Source organism: Sphingomonas anseongensis, from assembly GCF_023516495.1.
Lineage (GTDB): Bacteria > Pseudomonadota > Alphaproteobacteria > Sphingomonadales > Sphingomonadaceae > Sphingomicrobium > Sphingomicrobium anseongensis.
Genome location: NZ_JAMGBC010000001.1, coordinates 1,873,655 through 1,892,076 on the forward strand (window position 1 = coordinate 1,873,655; position 18,422 = coordinate 1,892,076).

An 18,422-nucleotide genomic window follows, 5' to 3' on the forward strand; every position below is an offset into this window, starting at 1 on the left:
TTCCCAAGCCGTAACGCAGTTTAGACGTCGATCGGTTCGACCGTCTCGCTGGTGCCGACCAGCAGGCAATCGGCGACGAGCCGAAGCGGTCGAACGTCGACATCGCTCCGGCGCTCGTCGATGAGCTCGACGAAGCGCCGGTAGATGTCGGGATATTCGCCAATCCCCGACACCGGCTGCTCGGTTCCATCGACGAACAACCGCGCTCCGCCTTCCGTCAGGAGCACTTCCGACCCCGTCGCGGTACGGGTGCGGATCGTCCATTCCTCGCCTTCGGTCCGCCGCCAGTCGAGGCTGCAAGCCAAATCGCCGCAGCTCTCCGCGCTCTCGAGCACGATGTCCGCCGCTATGGGCGTCTGCGCGCCTTTGGGGACGGTTAGCTTGGCTCCGGCAACGAACAGGCTTCCCGGGAAGATGGCGGTCGCGATCGACAAGGCGTTGATTCCCGGATCGAAGACCCCGAAGCCCCCGGCGTCCCAGATCCAGGTCTGCCCGGGGTGCCATTTGCGCACGTCCTCGTGCCACTTGATTTCCATCGATTCGATCTGCTGGCCGGCGAGCGCCTGCGCGGCTGCAGGAACCGCGGCATTATGCCTGGCGTGCCAGGTCGCGAACAAAGTTCGTTGCCGGGCGTCGGCAAGGCAGGCTAGGTCCTCGATCTCCGACAGCGTGGCGCAGGGCGGCTTTTCGAGGAGGACGTGGAGCCCTGCGGCAAGGCACTCGCGAGCGATCTCGTAGCGCGGCTTCGGCGGGGTTGTGATCGCCACGGCTTCCAGCCCGTCCACCGACCGGAGCATTTCTCGCCAGTCGGTGAACGCGGGCTTCGGCCCTTTGCCCGAGCGGCTCGAGCTTGCCGCGAGCTCGAGGCGCGGATTGCCGCGGATCGACGGCTCGTGCTGGTCGGCGGCGATCTTGCCATAACCGATAATGGCGATCCGGATCGGTCTCATTGCCCAAGAGCCTCGACGTAGGCGCGCGCCTTGGCGAGGCTATCCTCCGGCGACTGCCCGGGCCTGTAGAGGCCTCCGCCGAGGCCGAAGCCGTCAGCGCCGCCTTCGCGCCACGCCCCCATGGAGTCCGGCGTGATGCCGCCCACCGCCATCACGGTTACATCCTTTGGAAGGACTGCGCGGATGGCCTTCATTACCTTCGGCGACGCCGCTTCGGCGGGGAACAGCTTCAGCACATGAGCGCCGGCTTCGAGCGCTGCGAAAGCTTCGCTCGGCGTGAAGAATCCCGGAGATGAGATCAGCCCCGCATCGACCGTCGCGCGGATAACGTCGAGGTTCGCGTTCGGCGCAACAATGATCTGCCCGCCCGCTTCGGCGACTCGATGGACGTCGGAAGGGTCGAGCACGGTGCCCGCGCCCACGAGCGCGTTGTCGCCCAGCGACTCGGCGATCGCCCGGATGCTGGCCATCGGATCCGGCGAGTTCAGCGGCACCTCGATGATCCGAATTCCGCCCTCGTAAAGCGCTCGGCCGATCGCTTCCGCTTCGTCGGGACGCACGCCGCGGATGATCGCGACCAGCGGGCATTGGGCGAAATAGACGTGGAACAGCTCCTTCGGGTTCATTGAATTTGCTCCACGATGTTGCGCGCGCCGGCAATGAATGCGCCTTCGCCGTCGAGCGACTCGCTCTCGATTCCGGCTACTTCAAGGGCAGATGAGTAAAGCGACGTAAGCTCCGGCCGCCCCATCACGATGACTCGCGCGCCCGGCTTCTCGGCGAGCCCCACGCGAATGTCTTCGCCGATCAACAGGCCGCTGACCCTGGATGCGCCGTCGGCGGGATCGATCTGGCCGAGAAGGAAGCCGGCCCGCACTTCGAATAGCTGCGACGTTATGCCCGCGCCCGACAGGCCTCGGGCGACTCCCTCTCTAAAAGCCTCGCGGGGAGTAACCCGGCGGGCGAGGAGGTCCGACAGGATGCTCCGCTTTTTCAGCATGCTGAATAGCTCGCCGGTCATCACCGTTCGGAAGCTTTCGATGCGGCCATTGCGGACGCGCACCCATTTGTTGTGCGTGCCCGGGTGGCAGACGAGGCAATCGCGCGGAATCTGTCCGGAGGCGATTGCGCCGACAAGCTGCACTTCCTCCCCGCGCATCACGTCCGGGCGGCCGTCGCCAAGCGATACTCCGGGAACAATCGCCACATCGTCACCGATCCGCACCAGCGCGCGCGCCAGGTCTTCGCCGCTCGCCGGACAGGGAACATAGGGCGCCTCGACCCAGCCGCGGTTGGAGCCGACCATCCCGGCAAGCAGCATCGGCCACTCGCCAAGCCTCTCTCGAATCTCCGCGATCGCGGCTTCGAACTCGCCGCGTCCGACGGACAATATGCCCTTGCCGTCCTCGAACTCGGCGGAACTTTGCCCGCCCTTTTCGATCAAATAGGCACGGCGATTGGTGGTCCCCCAATCGACTGCGATGAAACCATCTGCCCAGCGCTTCATTTGCCCTCATAACTGCGGGAGAGCGACATGGCTCCGTCTGCCCACGTCACTGACGCCATTCGGTGCATAGCCGACGTTCGCGCGAATGTCGGCGAAGGACCCGTTTGGGTCGAGAGCGAACAGGCGCTCTACTGGGTAGACAACAAGGGCAACCGAATCTTCCGCCTTGGCGAGAGCGGCGACGTCGAGACGCTCGAAACGCCGTTCCAAGTCTGCTGCCTCGCACCCAAAAGCAGCGGCGGCTTCATCGCGGGCACGGACCGCGGATTCGCCGCCGTCGATCCTGCACACGCCCGCTTCGACATCATCGCAAATCCCGAAGCGGCGCTTCCCGGTAACCGCTTCAACGACGGCAAGACCGACGCCCAGGGGCGTTTCTGGTCAGGCACGATGGACAATGCGGAAAAGGCGACGACGGGATCGCTTTACAAGCTCGATCCAGACCTGCGCTGGACGAAGATGGACAGCGGCTATCACGTCACCAACGGCCCCGCGTTCGATCCGCAGCGCGGCCGGATGTACCATACCGACTCCGCTCCGCGGACGATCTACGCGTTCGACGTTTCCGATTCGGGCGATCTCGGCGGCAAGCGGGTCTTCCTGCAGTTTGAAGAGGCCGATGGGCACCCGGACGGGATGACGGTGGATTCCCGCGGCGACCTTTGGGTTTGCTTCTGGGACGGCTGGTGCCTTCGCCGGATTTCGCCCGAGGGCGAAGTTCTTGACCGCATCGCAATGCCGGTCCAGCGGCCTACGAGCTGCGCGTTCGGCGGTCCCGATCTCGACCGTCTCTACGTCACTTCTGCGTGCAAGGGATTGGATGCGGAATCGCTCGCGATGCAACCTTGCGCGGGTGGACTGTTTTTAGTGGAGACGGACTCGCGCGGAGTTGCGCAAGCACCGTTCGCGGGCTGAAGAGAAACGGCGACAGCCGGGGAGATCAATCATCGCCAACTTTATGTTCGCGACGGGAATCGAAAACAGCATCCCGACGATCAACAACGGCAAGACCCGCGTCGACGAGATGGAGCTGTGCGGCCATTATACGCACTGGCGCGAGGACTTCGACGCGGTCCAGGAGCTGGGAATCCAGTTTCTTCGCTATGGGCCGCCGCTGCATCGCACGTTCCTCGGCCCCGACCGCTACGACTGGGACTTCGCCGACATCACTTTCGCCGAGCTCAAGCGGCGCGACATCACTCCGATCGTCGACCTGTGCCACTTTGGGGTCCCGGACTGGATGGGCAATTTCCAGAACCCGGATTTCCCCCGGCTGTTCGCCGATTATGCCGGCGCCTTCGCAGACCGCTTTCCCTGGGTGCAGGTCTACACTCCGGTCAACGAGATGTTCATCTGCGCGGTCTTCTCCGCGAAATACGGCTGGTGGAACGAGCAGCTTCGCTCCGACCAGGGCTTCGTCACTGCGCTCAAGCATGTGGTCAAGGCGAACGTCCTGGCAATGCTCGCAATCCTGAAGAGGCGCGCCGACGCGATCTTCATCCAGTCGGAATCGTCGGAATATTTCCACGCCGACAGCCCCAAGGCGATCCACATCGCCGAGCAACTCAACTCCCGCCGCTTCCTCAGTCTCGACCTTAACTATGGCCGGCGCGTCGACAGCGACATGTTCGAATATCTGATGGATAACGGGATGACGTCGGAGGAATATCATTTCTTCCTCCACAACCGCCTCAAGCAGCACTGCATCCTCGGCAACGATTATTACCGCACCAACGAGCACCGCGTGTTCGAGGACGGGCGCACGACATCGTCCGGCGAAGTGTTCGGCTACACCGAGATCACCCGCCAATATTATAACCGCTACCGCCTTCCGGTGATGCACACGGAGACCAACCTGTCCGAAGGGCCGGTGGGCGACGAGGCCGTTCAGTGGCTGTGGAAGGAATGGGCGAACGTTCTTCGCCTCCGCAACGTCGGAATCCCCACCGTCGGCTTCACCTGGTACTCGCTGACCGACCAGGTCGACTGGGACACGGCGCTACGGGAGCAGAACGGGCATGTGAACCCGCTCGGCCTCTACGATCTCAACCGCAACATCCGGAACGTCGGCCGCGCGTACAAAAGGCTGATCCGCGACTGGCGCGAGGTGCTTCCGGCCTCCAGCCTGTGCCTGACCGTGCCAATCGTCTCGCCGGCGCATTACGAACTTCAGCACGCGCGCGAGCAGGAAGCGGAAGCGAAGGAACGGCTCCGCCATGAGGAAATAGATCTCGGCAGGGAAGATGGCTCATGAAGATCGGTCGGATCGAGACCTTCTACGTCGCTCCGCGCTGGCTGTTCGTCAGGGTCGAGAGCGACGACGGCGCCATCGGCTGGGGCGAAGCTAGTCTGGAGGGCCATGCCGAGGCGGTGGATGGCGCGTTCGAGGCGCTTCGGGACCGCTTCATCGGCGAAGACCCGTTCCGGATCGAGCACATCTGGCAGGTCGGCTACCGAAGCGGCTTCTATCGCGGCGGAGCGGTCCTGATGAGTGCGCTCGCGGGGCTGGAGCAGGCGCTCTGGGACCTCAAGGGCCGGGCGCTTGGGCTGCCGGCGTGGGAGATGCTCGGCGGACGAGTGCGCGACAAGGTGCGCGCTTATGCCTGGATCGGCGGCGATCGCCCCCATGAGATCGCCGACGCAGCGAGGGGAAGGCGCGACCAAGGTTTCTCCGCGGTCAAGATGAACGCCACGGCCGAGCTCGACTGGATCGGCACGCCCAGGCTGTTCGACGAGGTGATCGAGCGGGTGAAGGCGGCGCAGGATGCGGGGATGGATGTCGGCCTCGATTTTCACGGGCGAGTCCACCGGCCGATGGCGAAGCAGCTGGCCAAGGCGCTCGAGCCGCTAGGGCTTTTGTTCATCGAAGAGCCGTTGCTGTCGGAGAACCCGGAAGGGCTGAGACAGATTTCGGAGCTCGTCAGCACGCCGATCGCGCTCGGCGAACGGCTCTACTCGCGTTGGGACTTCAAGCCCTTCTTCGAGGCCGGAGCGGTGGACATCATCCAGCCGGACCTAAGCCACGCCGGCGGAATTCTCGAGGTGCGAAAGATCGCGGCAATGGCGGAGGCCTACGATATCGCCGTTGCCCCGCACTGTCCGCTCGGCCCGCTGGCTCTTGCTTCGTGCCTCCAGGTCGCGGCCTGCTCGCCCAATGTCGCGATTCAGGAGATGAGCCTCGGCATCCACTACAATGTCGGGGCCGACCTGCTGACCTACTGCAAGCACAAGGAGCAGCTGAGTCCCGTTGATGGCTATTTGCCGGTTCCGAGCGCGCCCGGGCTAGGCGTCGACATCGACGAGGACGCTGTTCGCGAGTCGAACAAGGACCGGCATCGCTGGCGCAACCCGGTCTGGCACCTGAAGGACGGCAGCTTCGCCGAGTGGTGACGCCGAGGCCGATGGAGCAACTGTAGCGGCCCGGGCGTTCCAGGATCATGAACGTCGGGGATTTCCTGATCGATCGCCTCAAGACCTGGGGCGTCACCCGGATCTACGGCTATCCCGGCGACGGGATCGACGGAGTCATCGGATCGCTCCAGGACGATGGCGGAATCGACCTGATCCAGGTCCGGCATGAGGAGATGGCCGCGTTCATGGCGGTCGGCCACGCCAAGTTCAGCGGCGAGCTCGGAGTCTGTCTGTCGACCGGGGGCCCGGGCGCCACGCACCTGATCACTGGCCTCTACGATGCGAAGCTCGACCACATGCCCGTCGTTGCGATCGTCGGCCAGGCCGAGGCAACGGTGCGCGGCGGAAGCTACCAGCAGGAACTGAACCTCGACCGCATGTTCTCCGACGTGGCCGGCTATGTGCAGGAGGTGACGCAGCCGGCGCAGCTTCGCCACGTGATCGACCGGGCGGTGCGGATCGCGATTTCGCAGCGCTGCCCGACCGTCGTCATTCTCCCGAAGGACGTGCAGGAGCGGAAGTTCGAGGAAACGCCCCGCGCCCATGGATTCACTCGCTCGGGTCCCGGCTACGCTTTTCCAAAGATGGTCCCGCAGGACGCGGAGTTGCTGAGGGCCGCCGATCTCCTGAATTCGGGCGAGCGCGTCGCGATGCTGATTGGCGCAGGAGCGATCGGCGCGTCGCGAGAAGTGATCGCGGTTGCGGAAAAGCTGGGCGCGGGCGTCGCAAAGGCACTGCTCGGCAAGGCGGCGCTTCCCGACGATCTGCCATTCGTGACCGGTTCGATCGGCCTTCTCGGAACCCGCCCAAGCTCTGACCTGATGAACGAGTGCGACACGTTGCTGATGGTCGGTACCGGCTTTCCCTGGTCGGAGTTCCTCCCGGAGGAAGGCAAGGCTCGGGCCGTCCAAATCGACGTCGATCCGTCAATGCTTTCGCTTCGCTACCCGTGCGAGGTGAACCTCCACGGCGACTCGGTGGAGACTCTCCGGGCGCTCCTGCCGCTTCTGAAAGCCAAGACTGACCGCTCATGGCGGGAGCAGATCGAAGGCTGGATGAAGGATTGGTGGGCGACCCTCGAAGCGCGGGCCAAAACCTCGGCGCACCCGGTGAACCCGCAGCGTGTCGTATGGGAAATGTCGCCGCGCCTTCCGGCGGACGCGATCGTCACCAGCGACAGCGGATCGTGCGCCAACTGGTATGCGCGCGACTTCCGCGTCCAGGCCGGACAGATGGCGTCACTGTCCGGCGGGCTGGCGTCGATGGGCGCGGCGGTGCCTTACGCGATCGCCGCCAAGTTCGCCCATCCGGACCGGCCCATCGTCGCACTGGTTGGCGATGGCGCCATGCAGATGAACAACATGGCCGAGCTCATCACCATCGCCAAGTATCGGGACCGATGGGCCGACCAGCGGCTCGTGGTCTGTGTCTTCAACAACGAGGACCTGAACGAGGTCACGTGGGAGCAGCGGGTGATGAACGGCAATCCGCGGTACGACGCGAGCCAGGACATCCCCGACGTCCGCTACTCCCAATTTGCCGAGATGATCGGGCTCAAGGGCATTTTCGTCGACGATCCCGAGCGGCTGGGCGATGCTTGGGATCAAGCTCTATCGGCCGATTGCCCGACCGTGCTCGAAGTGAAGACGGACAGGGAAATCGCGCCGCTTCCGCCGCACATCACCTTCGCCCAGGCGAAGAAGTTCGTCAGCTCGATGGCGCGCGACGATTCCGCCGGTCACGTCATCCGCGACACCGCCCGGCAGGTTTTCAACGCTGTGTTCGAAAAGACGGACTGAAGCCTGTCTAGGCGACCCGGCGAATCCGCTTGGGTTGGTCTTCCTCATAGGGAATCTTGTCGAGCTTCTTGCGTAGCTCGTCGATGTTCGGATCCGGCTCGACGACTCCGCCGGTGTAGCGGGCGTCGCACTCGGCTTCCTCGGCCGTCAGCTCGCGCAGGTAGGAGATGGTCAGCCGGCGTCCGAAAATGTCGTCGCCGCGAAGCTTGAGCTCGGGCTCAGCCTCGTCGGGAAGGCTGTCGCGGATCGCGACCAGCGTGTTGATCAGGCTGTCCAGCGACGTGTAGTCGCTGATCTCGATAAAGTCTTTGACGCGTCGACCCATCACTCACTCCCCGTCCCGCGGGGCCCAATTACCGTCGCGCCAAATGGCGGCGCAACGTCCAATGCAGATTTATCCCCAAGGAAGTTTAGCCCTGGTGAACAAGTTGGTTGGCTGAGGTTTAGGATGGCATGGCAAATCCACTCCTGAGGCTTTCCGCGGACGCTCTCGAGCTTGGGCTTAGTCCTTCAATTGGCGGGGTAATATCGGATTTCACCTTGACCGGAGAGGGTGGGCGAACCCCGATATTGCGCCAGAGCCACAGTTCGCTCGAAAAGGCTGTCGACGCCGCGTGCTTCCCGCTTGTTCCCTTCGTGAACCGGATTCGCGGCGGATGCTTTGACTTTCGCGGTCGGCAGGTGCGGCTCGCTCCGAACATGGCCGGCGACCCAAGCCCGCTTCACGGGCAGGGCTGGACCAGCGCCTGGGAAATCGAACAATCCTCGGCGTCCAGCGCGACCCTCGCGTTCGACCATCAGGCAGGCGAATGGCCGTGGGCCTATCGCGCAGTGCAGGAGCTCCGGCTCGACGGCGAAGCGCTCCAACTTCGGCTTCTCTGCACGAACGAATCGCGCGAGCCGATGCCGTGCGGGCTTGGCCTTCACCCTTATTTCAACTGCGGCCCCGACACTCGAATCCAGACCGAAGTCGACCAGGTGTGGACCGTCGACGAGAAGGTCCTGCCGGTGGCCCGGATGGCCGCAGAAGGACGCTATGCGATCGGCGATGATCCCGTCTGTGGCCGGGGCCTGGACAACGGCTATTCGGGCTGGAGCGGAAGCGCGATCTTCACCGATCCGGGCTGGCCGTTCGAGATCGAGCTGACTTCGCCCGACGCGCGCTTTTTCCAGCTCTATTCGCCCGAGGAAGGCGGGCTGTTCGTTGCCGAACCGGTCACCCATGCCAATGCGGCGATGAACGAGCCGGAGGAGGATTGGCCCTCGCTCGGGCTTCGGGTGCTCGCGCCGGGCGAGTCGATGGATCTCCACGCCAGGATCGCGGTCCGGCGAGCCTGAACGCCTCGGTTGATACGCTGGAAAGCCACCTATATAGCCCGCGGCTCCTGAGCCGCTGCGGAGACGTGGGTGAGTGGCTGAAACCAGCGGTTTGCTAAACCGCCGTACGGGGTATTCCCGTACCGAGGGTTCGAATCCCTCCGTCTCCGCCACCTTTCTGCGCGCGTTGGCCGCCCCAACAGGGTAAACAAAGCCGCAACCGCGATTGTTGTCTTCGCGGTAAACTGCTCCAGACTAAACCTGCAGGTGGACGTGGACCGTCGGGGGCCGAGTGGACCGGCGTTAGCCTGCATAAGCGGGCGGCGCTGTCGTTTCCCGAACGGATGATCCGGACGCGAGCTGGCTCGCGACCGTATCCTGTCGTCCGCTGCCGATGTCTTGGCAGGGGGACCAGAGAGATGAATTCGACTAGTGACCTTTCTACCTGCATCCGCACCGGCCGGCAGCGGCGGGTGACGCTGAATTGCGACGCCGTCGTCACCGAATCCGACGGTTGCACCATCGACGTCGTGATCGTGGACGTTTCGCTCGAGGGCTTCCGCTTGCGCTCGCCCGAAGAGTTCGAGCTCGGATCGACCATCACGCTGCAGATGCACGAGACCCGGCCAGTGCGCGGCGAAATCCGCTGGGCTTGCGGTCACGAGGCCGGCGGCGTCTTCCTCGATCCGATCAGCGTTTAGGCCCTGAGCGCCGCCGCGGCGGCTTCGGCCTCGCGCTTGAGGTTGCGGGCGAGCTGCGCCTGCCCATTGAGATATTGCGGCGGCACATGGATGTCGCGGTAGTCGAGCGCGGCGGCGGCTCGCAAAGTCCAGAACGGGTCGACCAGGTGGGGGCGCGCGAGCGCGACCAGATCTGCTCGGCCGGCTGCGAGGATCGAATTGGCATGGTCGGGCTCGTAGATGTTGCCGACTGCCATCGTCGCCAGCTTCGCCTCGTTTCGAAGCTTGTCGCTGAATGGCGTCTGGAACATCCGCCCGTACACCGGCTGGGCATCCGTCGAAGTCTGACCCGCCGAAACGTCGATCAGGTCCGCGCCTTCGCGGGCGAAAGCCTCGCCGATGGCGACGGCATCGTCGGGGGTGATCCCCTGCTCGCCTGCCCAATCCGTCGCCGAAATGCGGACGGACATCGGGCGGTCTTTCGGCCAAACATCGCGCATCGCGCCGAACACTTCGAGCGGGTAGCGGAGCCGGTTCTCGAGCGACCCGCCATATTCGTCGGTGCGCTTGTTCTGCAGCGGGGTGAGAAAGCCCGACAGCAAATAGCCGTGGGCGGCGTGAAGCTCGACCATGTCGAAGCCGCACTCGACCGCCATTTCCACCGCCGCGACGAACTGGTCGCGGACCGCATCCATGTCGGCGCGGGTCATCGGCGTCGGCACCTGGTTGACCGGCGACCAGGGTAAATCGCTTGCCGCCATCACCGGCCAGTTGCCCTGGTCGAGCGGGACGTCATTGCCTTCCCAGCCGACCTTCGTGGAACCCTTGGCGCCCGAATGGCCGAGCTGCAGGCAGATCTTGGCCTTGCTGTTCGAATGGACGAAATCGACGATCCGCTTCCAGGCGGCGACATGGTCGGCGTTCCACATGCCGGTGCAGCCGGGGCTGATGCGGCCCTCCGGCGAAACGCAGGTCATTTCGGTGAACAGAAGCGCGGCGCCGCCGAGCGCACGCTCGCCGTAATGAACGAAGTGGAAGTCGTTGGGCACTCCGTCGACCGCCGAATACATCGCCATCGGCGAGACGGTGATCCGGTTCTCCAGGCTCATTTCGCGAAGCTTGAAGGGCGCGAACATCGGAGGCGCAGTCTTGTTCGACCGGCCCTCGGTCGCGCGCTTCCAGAACCAGCGCTCGACGCCTTCCAGCCAGTCGCGGTCGCGAAGGCGGAGGTTTTCGTGGCTGATCCGCTGACTTCGGGTGAGCAGCGAATAAGCGAATTGCAGAGGCTCGAAATGAAGGTAGCGGCCGAACGTCTCGAACCATTCGGTCGAGTTGCGCGCGCTATTCTGGAGCTTGAGCACCTCGAGGTTGCGCTCCGCCTGATATTCGAACAGCGCCGCGTCGCGCGTGAGGCCGGGGCGGTTCAGAACCTCCGCAAGCTTAATCGCGTCCTCCAGCGCAAGCTTGGTCCCCGAGCCGATCGAGAAATGCGCGGTGTGCGCGGCATCGCCCAGGAGGATGGTGTTGCCGACGGCCCAATTGTCGCACTTGATCCGGCGGAAGTTCAGCCAGGCGGCCGAGCCGACGAGGTGGCTGGCGTTCGACTGAAGCGGGTGTCCGTCGAGATATTTGGCGAACAGCTTTTCGCACGCTGCGATGCTGTCCGCCTGCGACATCGTGTCGAAGCCGAAGCGGCGCCACGTGTCTTCCGAGCATTCGACGATGAACGTCGAGCAGTCGGGCGCGAAGCGATAGGCGTGCGCCCAGATCCAGCCGTGCTCCGTCTCCTCGAACGCGAAGGTGAAGGCGTCGAACACCTTCGACGTGCCGAGCCAGACGAACTTGTTGGCGCGGACGTCCACGTCCACGGCGAAGGCGTCTTCATGCGTCTCGCGAAATCGCGAATTGGCGCCGTCGCCGGCGATGACGAGATCGTAGGACTGCCACTTCGGATCGGCGGGATCGCACTCGGTTTCGAAGTGCAGCGTGACTCCAAGCTCAGCCGCGCGGTCCTGGAGAATCTCGAGCAGCCGCTTCCGCCCAATTCCGATGAAGCCGTGGCCGGAAGAGGTGATGACCTCCCCCTTGAAATGGACGTCGATGTCATCCCAGTGCGCGAATTCGGACGCGATGACGTTCGCGGATTGCGGATCGTTGGCGGTGAGGTTCTCGACCGTCTGGTCGGAGAAGACGACTCCCCAGCCCCAGGTGACCCCGCGCGGATTGCGCTCGAACACTTCGATCTCGTGAGCGGGATCGCGAAGCTTCATCGAGATCGCGAAATAGAGTCCTGCAGGCCCGCCGCCGATGCACGCGATCTTCATTCGGCCTCAGTGAACGCAACCATGACGTTCTGAACGGAACGGCTCGGTTTGCCCTCTGAATCCAGCACCTGCACCGGCTTCCATTGGGCCTTAATCGTGTCGCAAGCGACAGAAACGAGTGCCGGATTGTCCGGTTTAGGTTTTGTTGAGCGTGGCTCGTCGACACAATCCGTGATGGTCCCGTTGGCTTCCGCGGCAATCGCCACATTCACGGTGGCTGGTGATTTTTCCCCCTTTGGCAGCTGCTGCACTGAAATATCGATGTCACGCACAGTCGGCAGTCGGTCCCCAAACACCAGGAAGATGATGGCTGTGCGATATACTCCTGGGACCGGGGTGCCATCGGTCCAGGTGGCGGGCTTGAAGGCGCCCCTCTTCAGGATAATCGCGCAGGCAAGCGCATCTATTTTTGCGCTCCCGGAGGGAGCCTCAATGCGGCAGCCCCGAATCTTCCCGCTGGAGTCGACGGCCGTTTCTGTAACAGGCTGAAACGCTGTTTGGTTGCCTCCCAAGACTTCCGCCGGATAGTCATCGCCGCCGAACCAACGCCCGAACTCGATCGGCGTCGGAGCGGACAGCAGGGAGCTGGCGGCTAATAGCGAAAGCACGGCGCTACTGTGCGGATCGATGGCGATGCTGTCCAGAGAAGCCGATTGTGTGGAATTCGAGCGACACGCGGCTTGTCTTGTCGGTGTTCTCAGCGGTGCGGGCATCCCGGCCAGCAGCAGGGGCGGCGCTTTCCCTCGCTCAGATTCTCGCAGCCCCAGCGGATGCGCTTCTGCCGAGTCTCCGCTTTCTTCGCGGACTCGATCCAGCAGATCCATTCGTTGCGCGCGAGCGGGGTGATGTCATTCCAGGTCGCAAGCGCAGCAGTGTCGCCCTTAAGCGCTTGCTCGAGGTCCCGCGGAAGATCGTGAACGACCCCGCCGGAGATGCTGTGCTGGCCCTTTGGACCGCTCAAGACAGCCGCTCGATTATCGTGACATTGGCGATCCCGCCACCCTCGCACATGGTCTGGAGGCCGAGGCGGCCGCCGTGGCGGCGGAGTGCGTGGACCAACGTGGCCATCAGCTTCGCTCCGCTGGCGCCCAGCGGGTGGCCGAGCGCGATGGCGCCGCCGTGGACGTTGAGCTTCTCCGGGTCGCCGCCGACTTCGCGCAGCCATGCGAGAGGTACCGGTGCGAAGGCCTCGTTGACCTCGTAAAGGTCGATGTCGGCGATCCTGCGCCCGGACTTTTCGAGCGCCGTGCGAGTCGCGCGGATCGGTTCGTCGAGCATGATCACGGGATCGCCGGCGGTGACGGTCAGCTGGTCGATGCGGGCGAGCGGCTTGAGGCCGTGCGCCTTCACCGCGGCCTCGCTGGCGATGAGCACGGCGGAGGCTCCGTCGCAGATCTGGCTGGCGTTGCCCGCGGTGATCACTCCGTCCGGCACGAGAGTCTTCAGTCCCGCGAGCGCTTCCAGCGAAGCATCGTAGCGAATGCCTTCGTCGCTGCGGTGGTCACCGATTTGCACAATCTCGTTGTCAAAGGCGCCGGCCTGCGTTGCGGCGGCGGCCTTGCGGTGGCTTTCCAGGGCGAAGGCGTCGAGCTTTTTGCGCGACAGGCGGTATTTCTTGGCCATCATCTCGGCGCCGCGGAACTGGGTGAATTCGGTGACCCCGTAGCGGTCCTGGACCGACTTGGGCCACGGGCCGGTGCCAATCCCCGCCTGCAACGGAAGGAAGACCGGTGTCCCCATCGGGACTCGAGTCATGCTCTCGACGCCCGCCGCGATGACCAGGTCCTGAGTGCCGCTCATGATCGCCTGCGCGGCGAAATGGACCGACTGCTGCGAGCTTCCGCACTGGCGGTCGATGGTGACGGCGGGAACGCTGTCCGGGAGCTTCGATGCGAGCACCATGTTGCGGCCGACGTGGCAACTCTGCTCGCCGATCTGGCTGACGCAGCCGGCGATAACGTCGTCGACCGCGGCCGGGTCGATTCCGGTCCGCTCGACCAGCGCATTGAGCACCGCTGCGCCGAGATCGACCGGGTGCCAGTCCTTGAGCGCTCCGCCTCGGCGTCCGCCGGCGGTGCGCACCGCGTCGATGATATAGGCCTCAGCCATTGCCGATGAACTCTTCGACCAGCCCGTTGAACACGTCTGCCTTCTCGACATTGGTCAAATGCCCCGCGCCGGCGATCTCCGCGTATCGGGCCCCGGGGATGAGATCGGTAAGTTCGCGCGAGAGCGCCGGCGGGGTCACCTTGTCCTCGGCTCCGCAAATGACGAGCGTCCGAACGTCGATGGCGCGGGCGCGGTCGGCCTGGTCCGCCAGCCACACCGCCTCGGCGCCGATCCGGTAGGCGGCGGGTTCGATCCCGGCCATCGTCTCGACCGTTTCGGTCCGATGATCGGGGTCGGCCGGCTGGGCGAGGAGGACGTCAACGCGCGCTTCCGCCATTGCTCGAAGGTTCGCGCTTCCGGCGACCGAGCGCTCATAGATGGCAGGCCCGTCGGGGTGGACCGCGAACGTATCGGCGAGGATCAGCGACCTGCAGCGTTGCCGGGCAACCGCGTGCATCGCGATCGCTATGACTCCGCCTAGCGAGAGGCCGCAGATGTGTGCGTCGGCAATGCCGAGCGAATCCATCGCGGCTGCGATTGCGCGGGCGAAGTCGTCGCGGGTCGTGCCTTCGCCTGCCGGATCGCTGTCGCCATAGCCGGGATAGTCGAAGGCGACCGCTCGGCGGGTTCGACCGAAATGTTCGATCTGCGGGGCCCACACCGACTTGTCCGAGCCGACTCCGTGGAGGAAGACGATCGGCGTGCCGTCGCCGCCCTGCTCGGAAACGCCGATTGCGCCCATCGCTGTCGCTACTGCTGCCATGGGTCACGGATGTGCGCGCGGCGCCCGCTTTGCAAGCAGCCGAAAAGGTGAACGGTTGGAGCCGTAACGGTTCAGCAACGGCTAATCCGGCCAAGCTGAAAACTCAGTCCAGAGACTCGCCATTTTCCGAGGTAAGTATGCGTAAGATCCTTTTGACGATGCTCCTTGCGGGCACAGCATTTTCGCCCGCTCTTGGACAGCGCACGGCCCGCGACGACTGGTCCGGCCCGCGTCATGACCGATCCGCAGAACAATCGCAGTCGCGCGAGGAGCGCGCCCAGATCCGCGAAGAGCGTTCGCAGGCTCGCGAGGAGCGTTCGCAGGCCCGGGAGCAGGTACGCGCCGAGCATGCCGAGCGCGTCGAACCGCGCAACGTCACCGTCCGCGACCGGCCAGTGGAAGTCAGCCAGATGCCGGCCGACGTCCAGGCCCGCCGCGCACAGCTGAAGGAGCAGGTCCGCGCCCGCGCCGACGACGGCGAGCGGGTGAGCCGCAACGTCAACGGCCGCGGACGCCCGACCTTGCCCGGAAGCGAAGGCGATCGGGTCTCGAACGCGCAGCGCGATCAGTTCGGTGACGCGGTCCAGCAGCGGGTCGATCGTCGCGCCGACCGCCACCGCGTGCGTGCTCCCGAGGGCGCTCGTCCAGACCGGCCGGCGCCGCTTCCGCAGACCGCGCTCCATCGCGACCGACGCGACCGCGACCATCATTGGCGGACGGACTGGCGCAAGGACCATCGTCACGACTGGCGCAACCACCGCCGTCATCACCGCTCGCTGTTCCACCTCGGATTTTATTTCGACCCGTTCGGCTGGCGCTATCAGCGGTTCAACATCGGCTGGCGGCTGTGGCCCAGTTATTACGGCAGCAACTACTGGCTCAACGACCCGTCGATGTACGCGCTTCCCTACGCGCCTTATCCGTACAGGTGGGTCCGCTACTGGAATGACGCGGTTCTGGTCGACACCTTCACCGGCGAAGTCGTCGACGTGATCCACGACTTCTTCTGGTAGGCTGCCACAGGCGATTGGTAGAAGGGGCGTTGCCGCGGCAGCGCCCCTTTTTCATTGCCGGGGTTGCGGCGGCCCGGGTGCCGCCTAAAGCCGTTGCGAATCGATCGACGGAATTGCGGGGAGCTTTGACCATGACGTCTCGTGCACTTGGACTTGCGGCGCTTCTTTCCACCTGTGCGCTCGGCGCCTGCGCGACCGTGCCGGCCGAAGCCCCGGTGGCGCCTGTGGCAGCGCCCGTCGCCGTGGCTCCCGCTGAGCCGGTCCAGAGCGAGCACGACAAGCTGTTCTCGCTGTTCAAGGCGAGCGACGAGGCGCAGCTTCAGCGCAACCCGATCCAGGGCATCTTCCGCGGCGACCTTCGCTACGCCGACCGCTTCGGCGACTACATCACCGACGAATATTTCGCCGGGGAGAAGGCTGCGGCCGAGCACGACCTCGCCGCGCTTCACGCGATCGACCGGACGAAGCTCAACGCCACCGACCAGATCGCCTACGACACGTTTGACTGGCAGACGAAGGACACGCTTCGCGGGCTGCAGCCGGACATCCTGGCGCTGACGAAGGTTCGGCCGATGAACCACTTCTTCGGCTTCCATACCTTCTACCCGACCTTCGCCAGCGGGCAGGGCGCGGCGCCGTTCAAGACGCTCCAGGATTATGAGAACAACCTGAAGCGCCACAAGGAGTTCGCGACCTACCTCGATCGCGCGGTCGAGCGGTTCAAGCAGGGCGAGGCGAGTGGCGTGGTCGAGACCAAGCTGACCGTCCGCAACATGATCGAGCAGCTCGGCAACCAGCTGAAGCAGTCGCCGGAGGAATCGCCCTACTTCCAGCCGGTGAAGAAGTTTCCGGACACCATTTCCGCCGCCGACCGCGAGCGGCTGACGGCCGAGTATCGAGCGGCAATCACCGGCGAGCTCTACCCGGCGCTCACCCGGCTCCGCGATTTCCTGAAGGACGAATATCTCGGCCATGCGCGCGAGGGCGCCGGGCTCAAGTACATGCCGGGCGGCGACAAGCTTTACGGCTATTTGCTTCAGTCTACGACCACGCTGCCGGTGACCGCCGAGCAGATCCACCAGACCGGCCTCAGCGAAGTCGCGCGGATCACCACGGAGTTTGAGAAGGTCCGGCAAGAGGTCGGATTCAAGGGCAACCTCCACCAGTTCTTCGATTTCATGCGAACCGCCAAGCAGTTCCAGCCGAAGAGCCGCGAAGCACTGACGAAGGGATTCTACGACATCCAGAAGACGGTCGAGCCGCATCTTCCCGAATATTTCTCGCACATGCCCAAGGCGGCCCTGGTGATCCGGCCGTACGAGCCGTTCCGCGAGAAGTTCGAGGCCGGCGGCTCCTATGAGCAGGGCACCCCAGACGGATCGCGGCCGGGCACCTTCTATTTCAACGCCTACGACCTTCCGGCGCGGAGCACCTGGGAAATGACGACCCTGTTCCTCCACGAGGGCGAGCCGGGCCACCACTTCCAGATCAGCCTGGCGCAGGAGAATGAGGCGCTGCCGTCGTTCATGCGCTTCGGCGGAAACACCGCTTATGTCGAAGGCTGGGCGCTCTATGCGGAAACGCTCGGCTATCCGATGGGCCTGTATAAGGATCCGTACCAGCGGTTCGGGACTCTCAACGACGAGATGCTGCGCGCGATGCGCCTGGTGGTCGACACCGGGATCCATTCCAAGGGTTGGACCCGCGAGCAGGCGATCGACTACATGCTCTCGAACTCGGGAATGTCGAAGACCGACGCGACGGCCGAGGTCGAACGCTACATCGCGATTCCGAGCCAAGCGACCGCCTACAAGACTGGCGCCCTGACGATCCAGCGGCTCCGCGACAAGTCGAAGGCCGAGCTGGGCGACAAGTTCGACATCCGCGAGTTCCACGACCAGGTGCTGAACACCGGAGCGCTTCCGCTGACGATCCTCGAGGAGAAGATCGACAGCTGGATCGCGGCGAAGAAAGCGTCCTAGCCTTCGCTTAGCTCGACGTACGGAGCGAATTTCACCTCGCGCTTTACGAAGCTGGTCTCGTAGCGGCGGACGGTCGCATCGGCGACGAGCACCGCTTCGGCGGTATCGGTGAACTCGTCTATGTGCGCGCAGTCGAACAGGAGCACGAGGTCGTAGACGCCGGCGAGCTCGTAGCAGAACTGGACCTGCGGAGCCTTCGCGATTCGGTTCAGCAGCGCCTGCTTGCCGCGCTGGTCGGCATGCTCCGACAATTGCACGTGCACGATTGCGCGAAGCCGCCGGTTGGTGAGCCCGGGTGCGAGCAGCGCGATCGTTCGGCCGATGACGCCGGTTGAGCGAAGCCGACGCAGCCGCCGAGCGATAGCCGACGGCGACAGCGCGACGTGCCGCGCAAGCTCCTCCGCGGTTCGCGAATCATCCTCTTGAACGAGATTGAGCAGCTTGAGGTCGAAGCGGTCGAGCATCGTCCGCTCGTGCCAAACTTTGGCACAAAGCGCATCAGAAATGCGCAGCGTTGGAAATGTGGTTCTGCGAGAGCCTGCCGTTCATCCGGCAGAAATCCGGAAT

At 64.4% G+C, this 18,422-nt stretch carries 18 protein-coding genes and 1 tRNA gene; 9 read left to right on the forward strand and 10 right to left on the reverse strand.

Annotation, left to right across the window (positions count from 1 at the left end; genetic code table 11):
- Positions 1 to 20 precede the first annotated feature (20 nt).
- The 3 genes from LZ519_RS09635 to LZ519_RS09645 are packed head-to-tail and all read right to left on the reverse strand — an operon-like array spanning position 21 to position 2,457.
- Entirely contained in the window at positions 21 to 950 is a 930-nt protein-coding gene (locus LZ519_RS09635) for a Gfo/Idh/MocA family protein (protein ID WP_249868459.1), read from the reverse strand.
- On the reverse strand, positions 947 to 1,576 hold the full coding sequence (locus LZ519_RS09640; RefSeq protein WP_249868460.1) for a 2-dehydro-3-deoxy-6-phosphogalactonate aldolase: 630 nt from the start codon (positions 1,574 to 1,576) through the stop codon (positions 947 to 949). Before LZ519_RS09640 ends, LZ519_RS09635 begins: the two co-directional genes overlap by 4 nt.
- Positions 1,573 to 2,457 (reverse strand): 2-dehydro-3-deoxygalactonokinase, encoded by an 885-nt coding sequence (locus LZ519_RS09645; protein WP_249868461.1) that lies wholly within the window; start codon positions 2,455 to 2,457, stop codon positions 1,573 to 1,575. Before LZ519_RS09645 ends, LZ519_RS09640 begins: the two co-directional genes overlap by 4 nt.
- Before the next feature lie 27 nt (positions 2,458 to 2,484).
- Here LZ519_RS09645 and LZ519_RS09650 point away from each other — a divergent pair, with 27 nt between their 5' ends.
- From LZ519_RS09650 to LZ519_RS09665, 4 genes are read left to right on the forward strand one after another with little or no spacing between them, the layout of a single operon-like run.
- Positions 2,485 to 3,372, forward strand: a complete 888-nt coding sequence (locus LZ519_RS09650; protein WP_249868462.1) for an SMP-30/gluconolactonase/LRE family protein — start codon at positions 2,485 to 2,487, stop codon at positions 3,370 to 3,372.
- Between the two features lie 43 nt (positions 3,373 to 3,415).
- Positions 3,416 to 4,711, forward strand: a complete 1,296-nt coding sequence (locus LZ519_RS09655; protein WP_249868463.1) for a family 1 glycosylhydrolase — start codon at positions 3,416 to 3,418, stop codon at positions 4,709 to 4,711.
- Positions 4,708 to 5,847 carry a galactonate dehydratase gene (gene dgoD, locus LZ519_RS09660; RefSeq protein ID WP_249868464.1) on the forward strand — a complete coding sequence of 380 codons (1,140 nt, stop codon included), beginning with the start codon at positions 4,708 to 4,710 and terminating at the stop codon, positions 5,845 to 5,847. The genes LZ519_RS09655 and dgoD overlap by 4 nt, the downstream gene beginning before the upstream one ends.
- A gap of 47 nt (positions 5,848 to 5,894) precedes the next feature.
- Positions 5,895 to 7,667: a thiamine pyrophosphate-requiring protein gene (locus LZ519_RS09665; protein ID WP_249868465.1), complete on the forward strand. Its 1,773-nt coding sequence runs from the start codon at positions 5,895 to 5,897 to the stop codon at positions 7,665 to 7,667.
- Between the two features lie 7 nt (positions 7,668 to 7,674).
- Here the strand turns inward: LZ519_RS09665 and LZ519_RS09670 are convergent, their stop codons facing one another.
- Positions 7,675 to 7,992, reverse strand: a complete 318-nt coding sequence (locus LZ519_RS09670) for a hypothetical protein (protein WP_249868466.1) — start codon at positions 7,990 to 7,992, stop codon at positions 7,675 to 7,677.
- Positions 7,993 to 8,120: 128 nt separating this feature from the next.
- Here LZ519_RS09670 and LZ519_RS09675 point away from each other — a divergent pair, with 128 nt between their 5' ends.
- From LZ519_RS09675 to LZ519_RS09685, 3 genes are all read left to right on the forward strand, one after another.
- Positions 8,121 to 9,005 carry an aldose 1-epimerase gene (locus LZ519_RS09675; RefSeq protein ID WP_249868467.1) on the forward strand — a complete coding sequence of 295 codons (885 nt, stop codon included), beginning with the start codon at positions 8,121 to 8,123 and terminating at the stop codon, positions 9,003 to 9,005.
- 59 nt (positions 9,006 to 9,064) lie between these two features.
- Positions 9,065 to 9,157 (forward strand) — tRNA-Ser (locus tag LZ519_RS09680).
- Positions 9,158 to 9,403: 246 nt separating this feature from the next.
- On the forward strand, positions 9,404 to 9,685 hold the full coding sequence (locus LZ519_RS09685) for a PilZ domain-containing protein (protein WP_249868468.1): 282 nt from the start codon (positions 9,404 to 9,406) through the stop codon (positions 9,683 to 9,685).
- On the opposite strand, the gene LZ519_RS09690 is transcribed toward LZ519_RS09685, so the two are convergent.
- Genes LZ519_RS09690 through LZ519_RS09710 form a run of 5 tightly spaced genes read right to left on the reverse strand, consistent with a single transcriptional unit; the run spans position 9,682 to position 14,860 of the window.
- Positions 9,682 to 11,988 carry a bifunctional salicylyl-CoA 5-hydroxylase/oxidoreductase gene (locus LZ519_RS09690; RefSeq protein WP_249868469.1) on the reverse strand — a complete coding sequence of 769 codons (2,307 nt, stop codon included), beginning with the start codon at positions 11,986 to 11,988 and terminating at the stop codon, positions 9,682 to 9,684. The two genes, LZ519_RS09685 and LZ519_RS09690, sit on opposite strands and share 4 nt — an antisense overlap.
- The gene (locus LZ519_RS09695) at positions 11,985 to 12,701 is read right to left on the reverse strand and encodes an energy transducer TonB (RefSeq protein ID WP_249868470.1); all 717 of its coding nucleotides are present in this window, start codon (positions 12,699 to 12,701) and stop codon (positions 11,985 to 11,987) included. Before LZ519_RS09695 ends, LZ519_RS09690 begins: the two co-directional genes overlap by 4 nt.
- The gene (locus LZ519_RS09700; RefSeq protein WP_249868471.1) at positions 12,686 to 12,997 is read right to left on the reverse strand and encodes a YdeI/OmpD-associated family protein; all 312 of its coding nucleotides are present in this window, start codon (positions 12,995 to 12,997) and stop codon (positions 12,686 to 12,688) included. The genes LZ519_RS09695 and LZ519_RS09700 overlap by 16 nt, the downstream gene beginning before the upstream one ends.
- Positions 12,946 to 14,097 (reverse strand): acetyl-CoA C-acetyltransferase, encoded by a 1,152-nt coding sequence (locus LZ519_RS09705; RefSeq protein ID WP_249868472.1) that lies wholly within the window; start codon positions 14,095 to 14,097, stop codon positions 12,946 to 12,948. Before LZ519_RS09705 ends, LZ519_RS09700 begins: the two co-directional genes overlap by 52 nt.
- Positions 14,090 to 14,860 carry an alpha/beta fold hydrolase gene (locus LZ519_RS09710; protein ID WP_249868473.1) on the reverse strand — a complete coding sequence of 257 codons (771 nt, stop codon included), beginning with the start codon at positions 14,858 to 14,860 and terminating at the stop codon, positions 14,090 to 14,092. Before LZ519_RS09710 ends, LZ519_RS09705 begins: the two co-directional genes overlap by 8 nt.
- Positions 14,861 to 14,997: 137 nt before the next feature.
- On the opposite strand from LZ519_RS09710, the gene LZ519_RS09715 reads away from it, so the two are divergent.
- On the forward strand, positions 14,998 to 15,873 hold the full coding sequence (locus LZ519_RS09715; protein ID WP_249868474.1) for an RcnB family protein: 876 nt from the start codon (positions 14,998 to 15,000) through the stop codon (positions 15,871 to 15,873).
- Positions 15,874 to 16,004: 131 nt separating this feature from the next.
- Positions 16,005 to 17,855 carry a DUF885 domain-containing protein gene (locus LZ519_RS09720; protein ID WP_249868475.1) on the forward strand — a complete coding sequence of 617 codons (1,851 nt, stop codon included), beginning with the start codon at positions 16,005 to 16,007 and terminating at the stop codon, positions 17,853 to 17,855.
- On the opposite strand, the gene LZ519_RS09725 is transcribed toward LZ519_RS09720, so the two are convergent.
- On the reverse strand, positions 17,852 to 18,319 hold the full coding sequence (locus LZ519_RS09725; RefSeq protein ID WP_249868476.1) for an Lrp/AsnC family transcriptional regulator: 468 nt from the start codon (positions 18,317 to 18,319) through the stop codon (positions 17,852 to 17,854). The two genes, LZ519_RS09720 and LZ519_RS09725, sit on opposite strands and share 4 nt — an antisense overlap.
- Between the last annotated feature and the right edge of the window lie 103 nt (positions 18,320 to 18,422).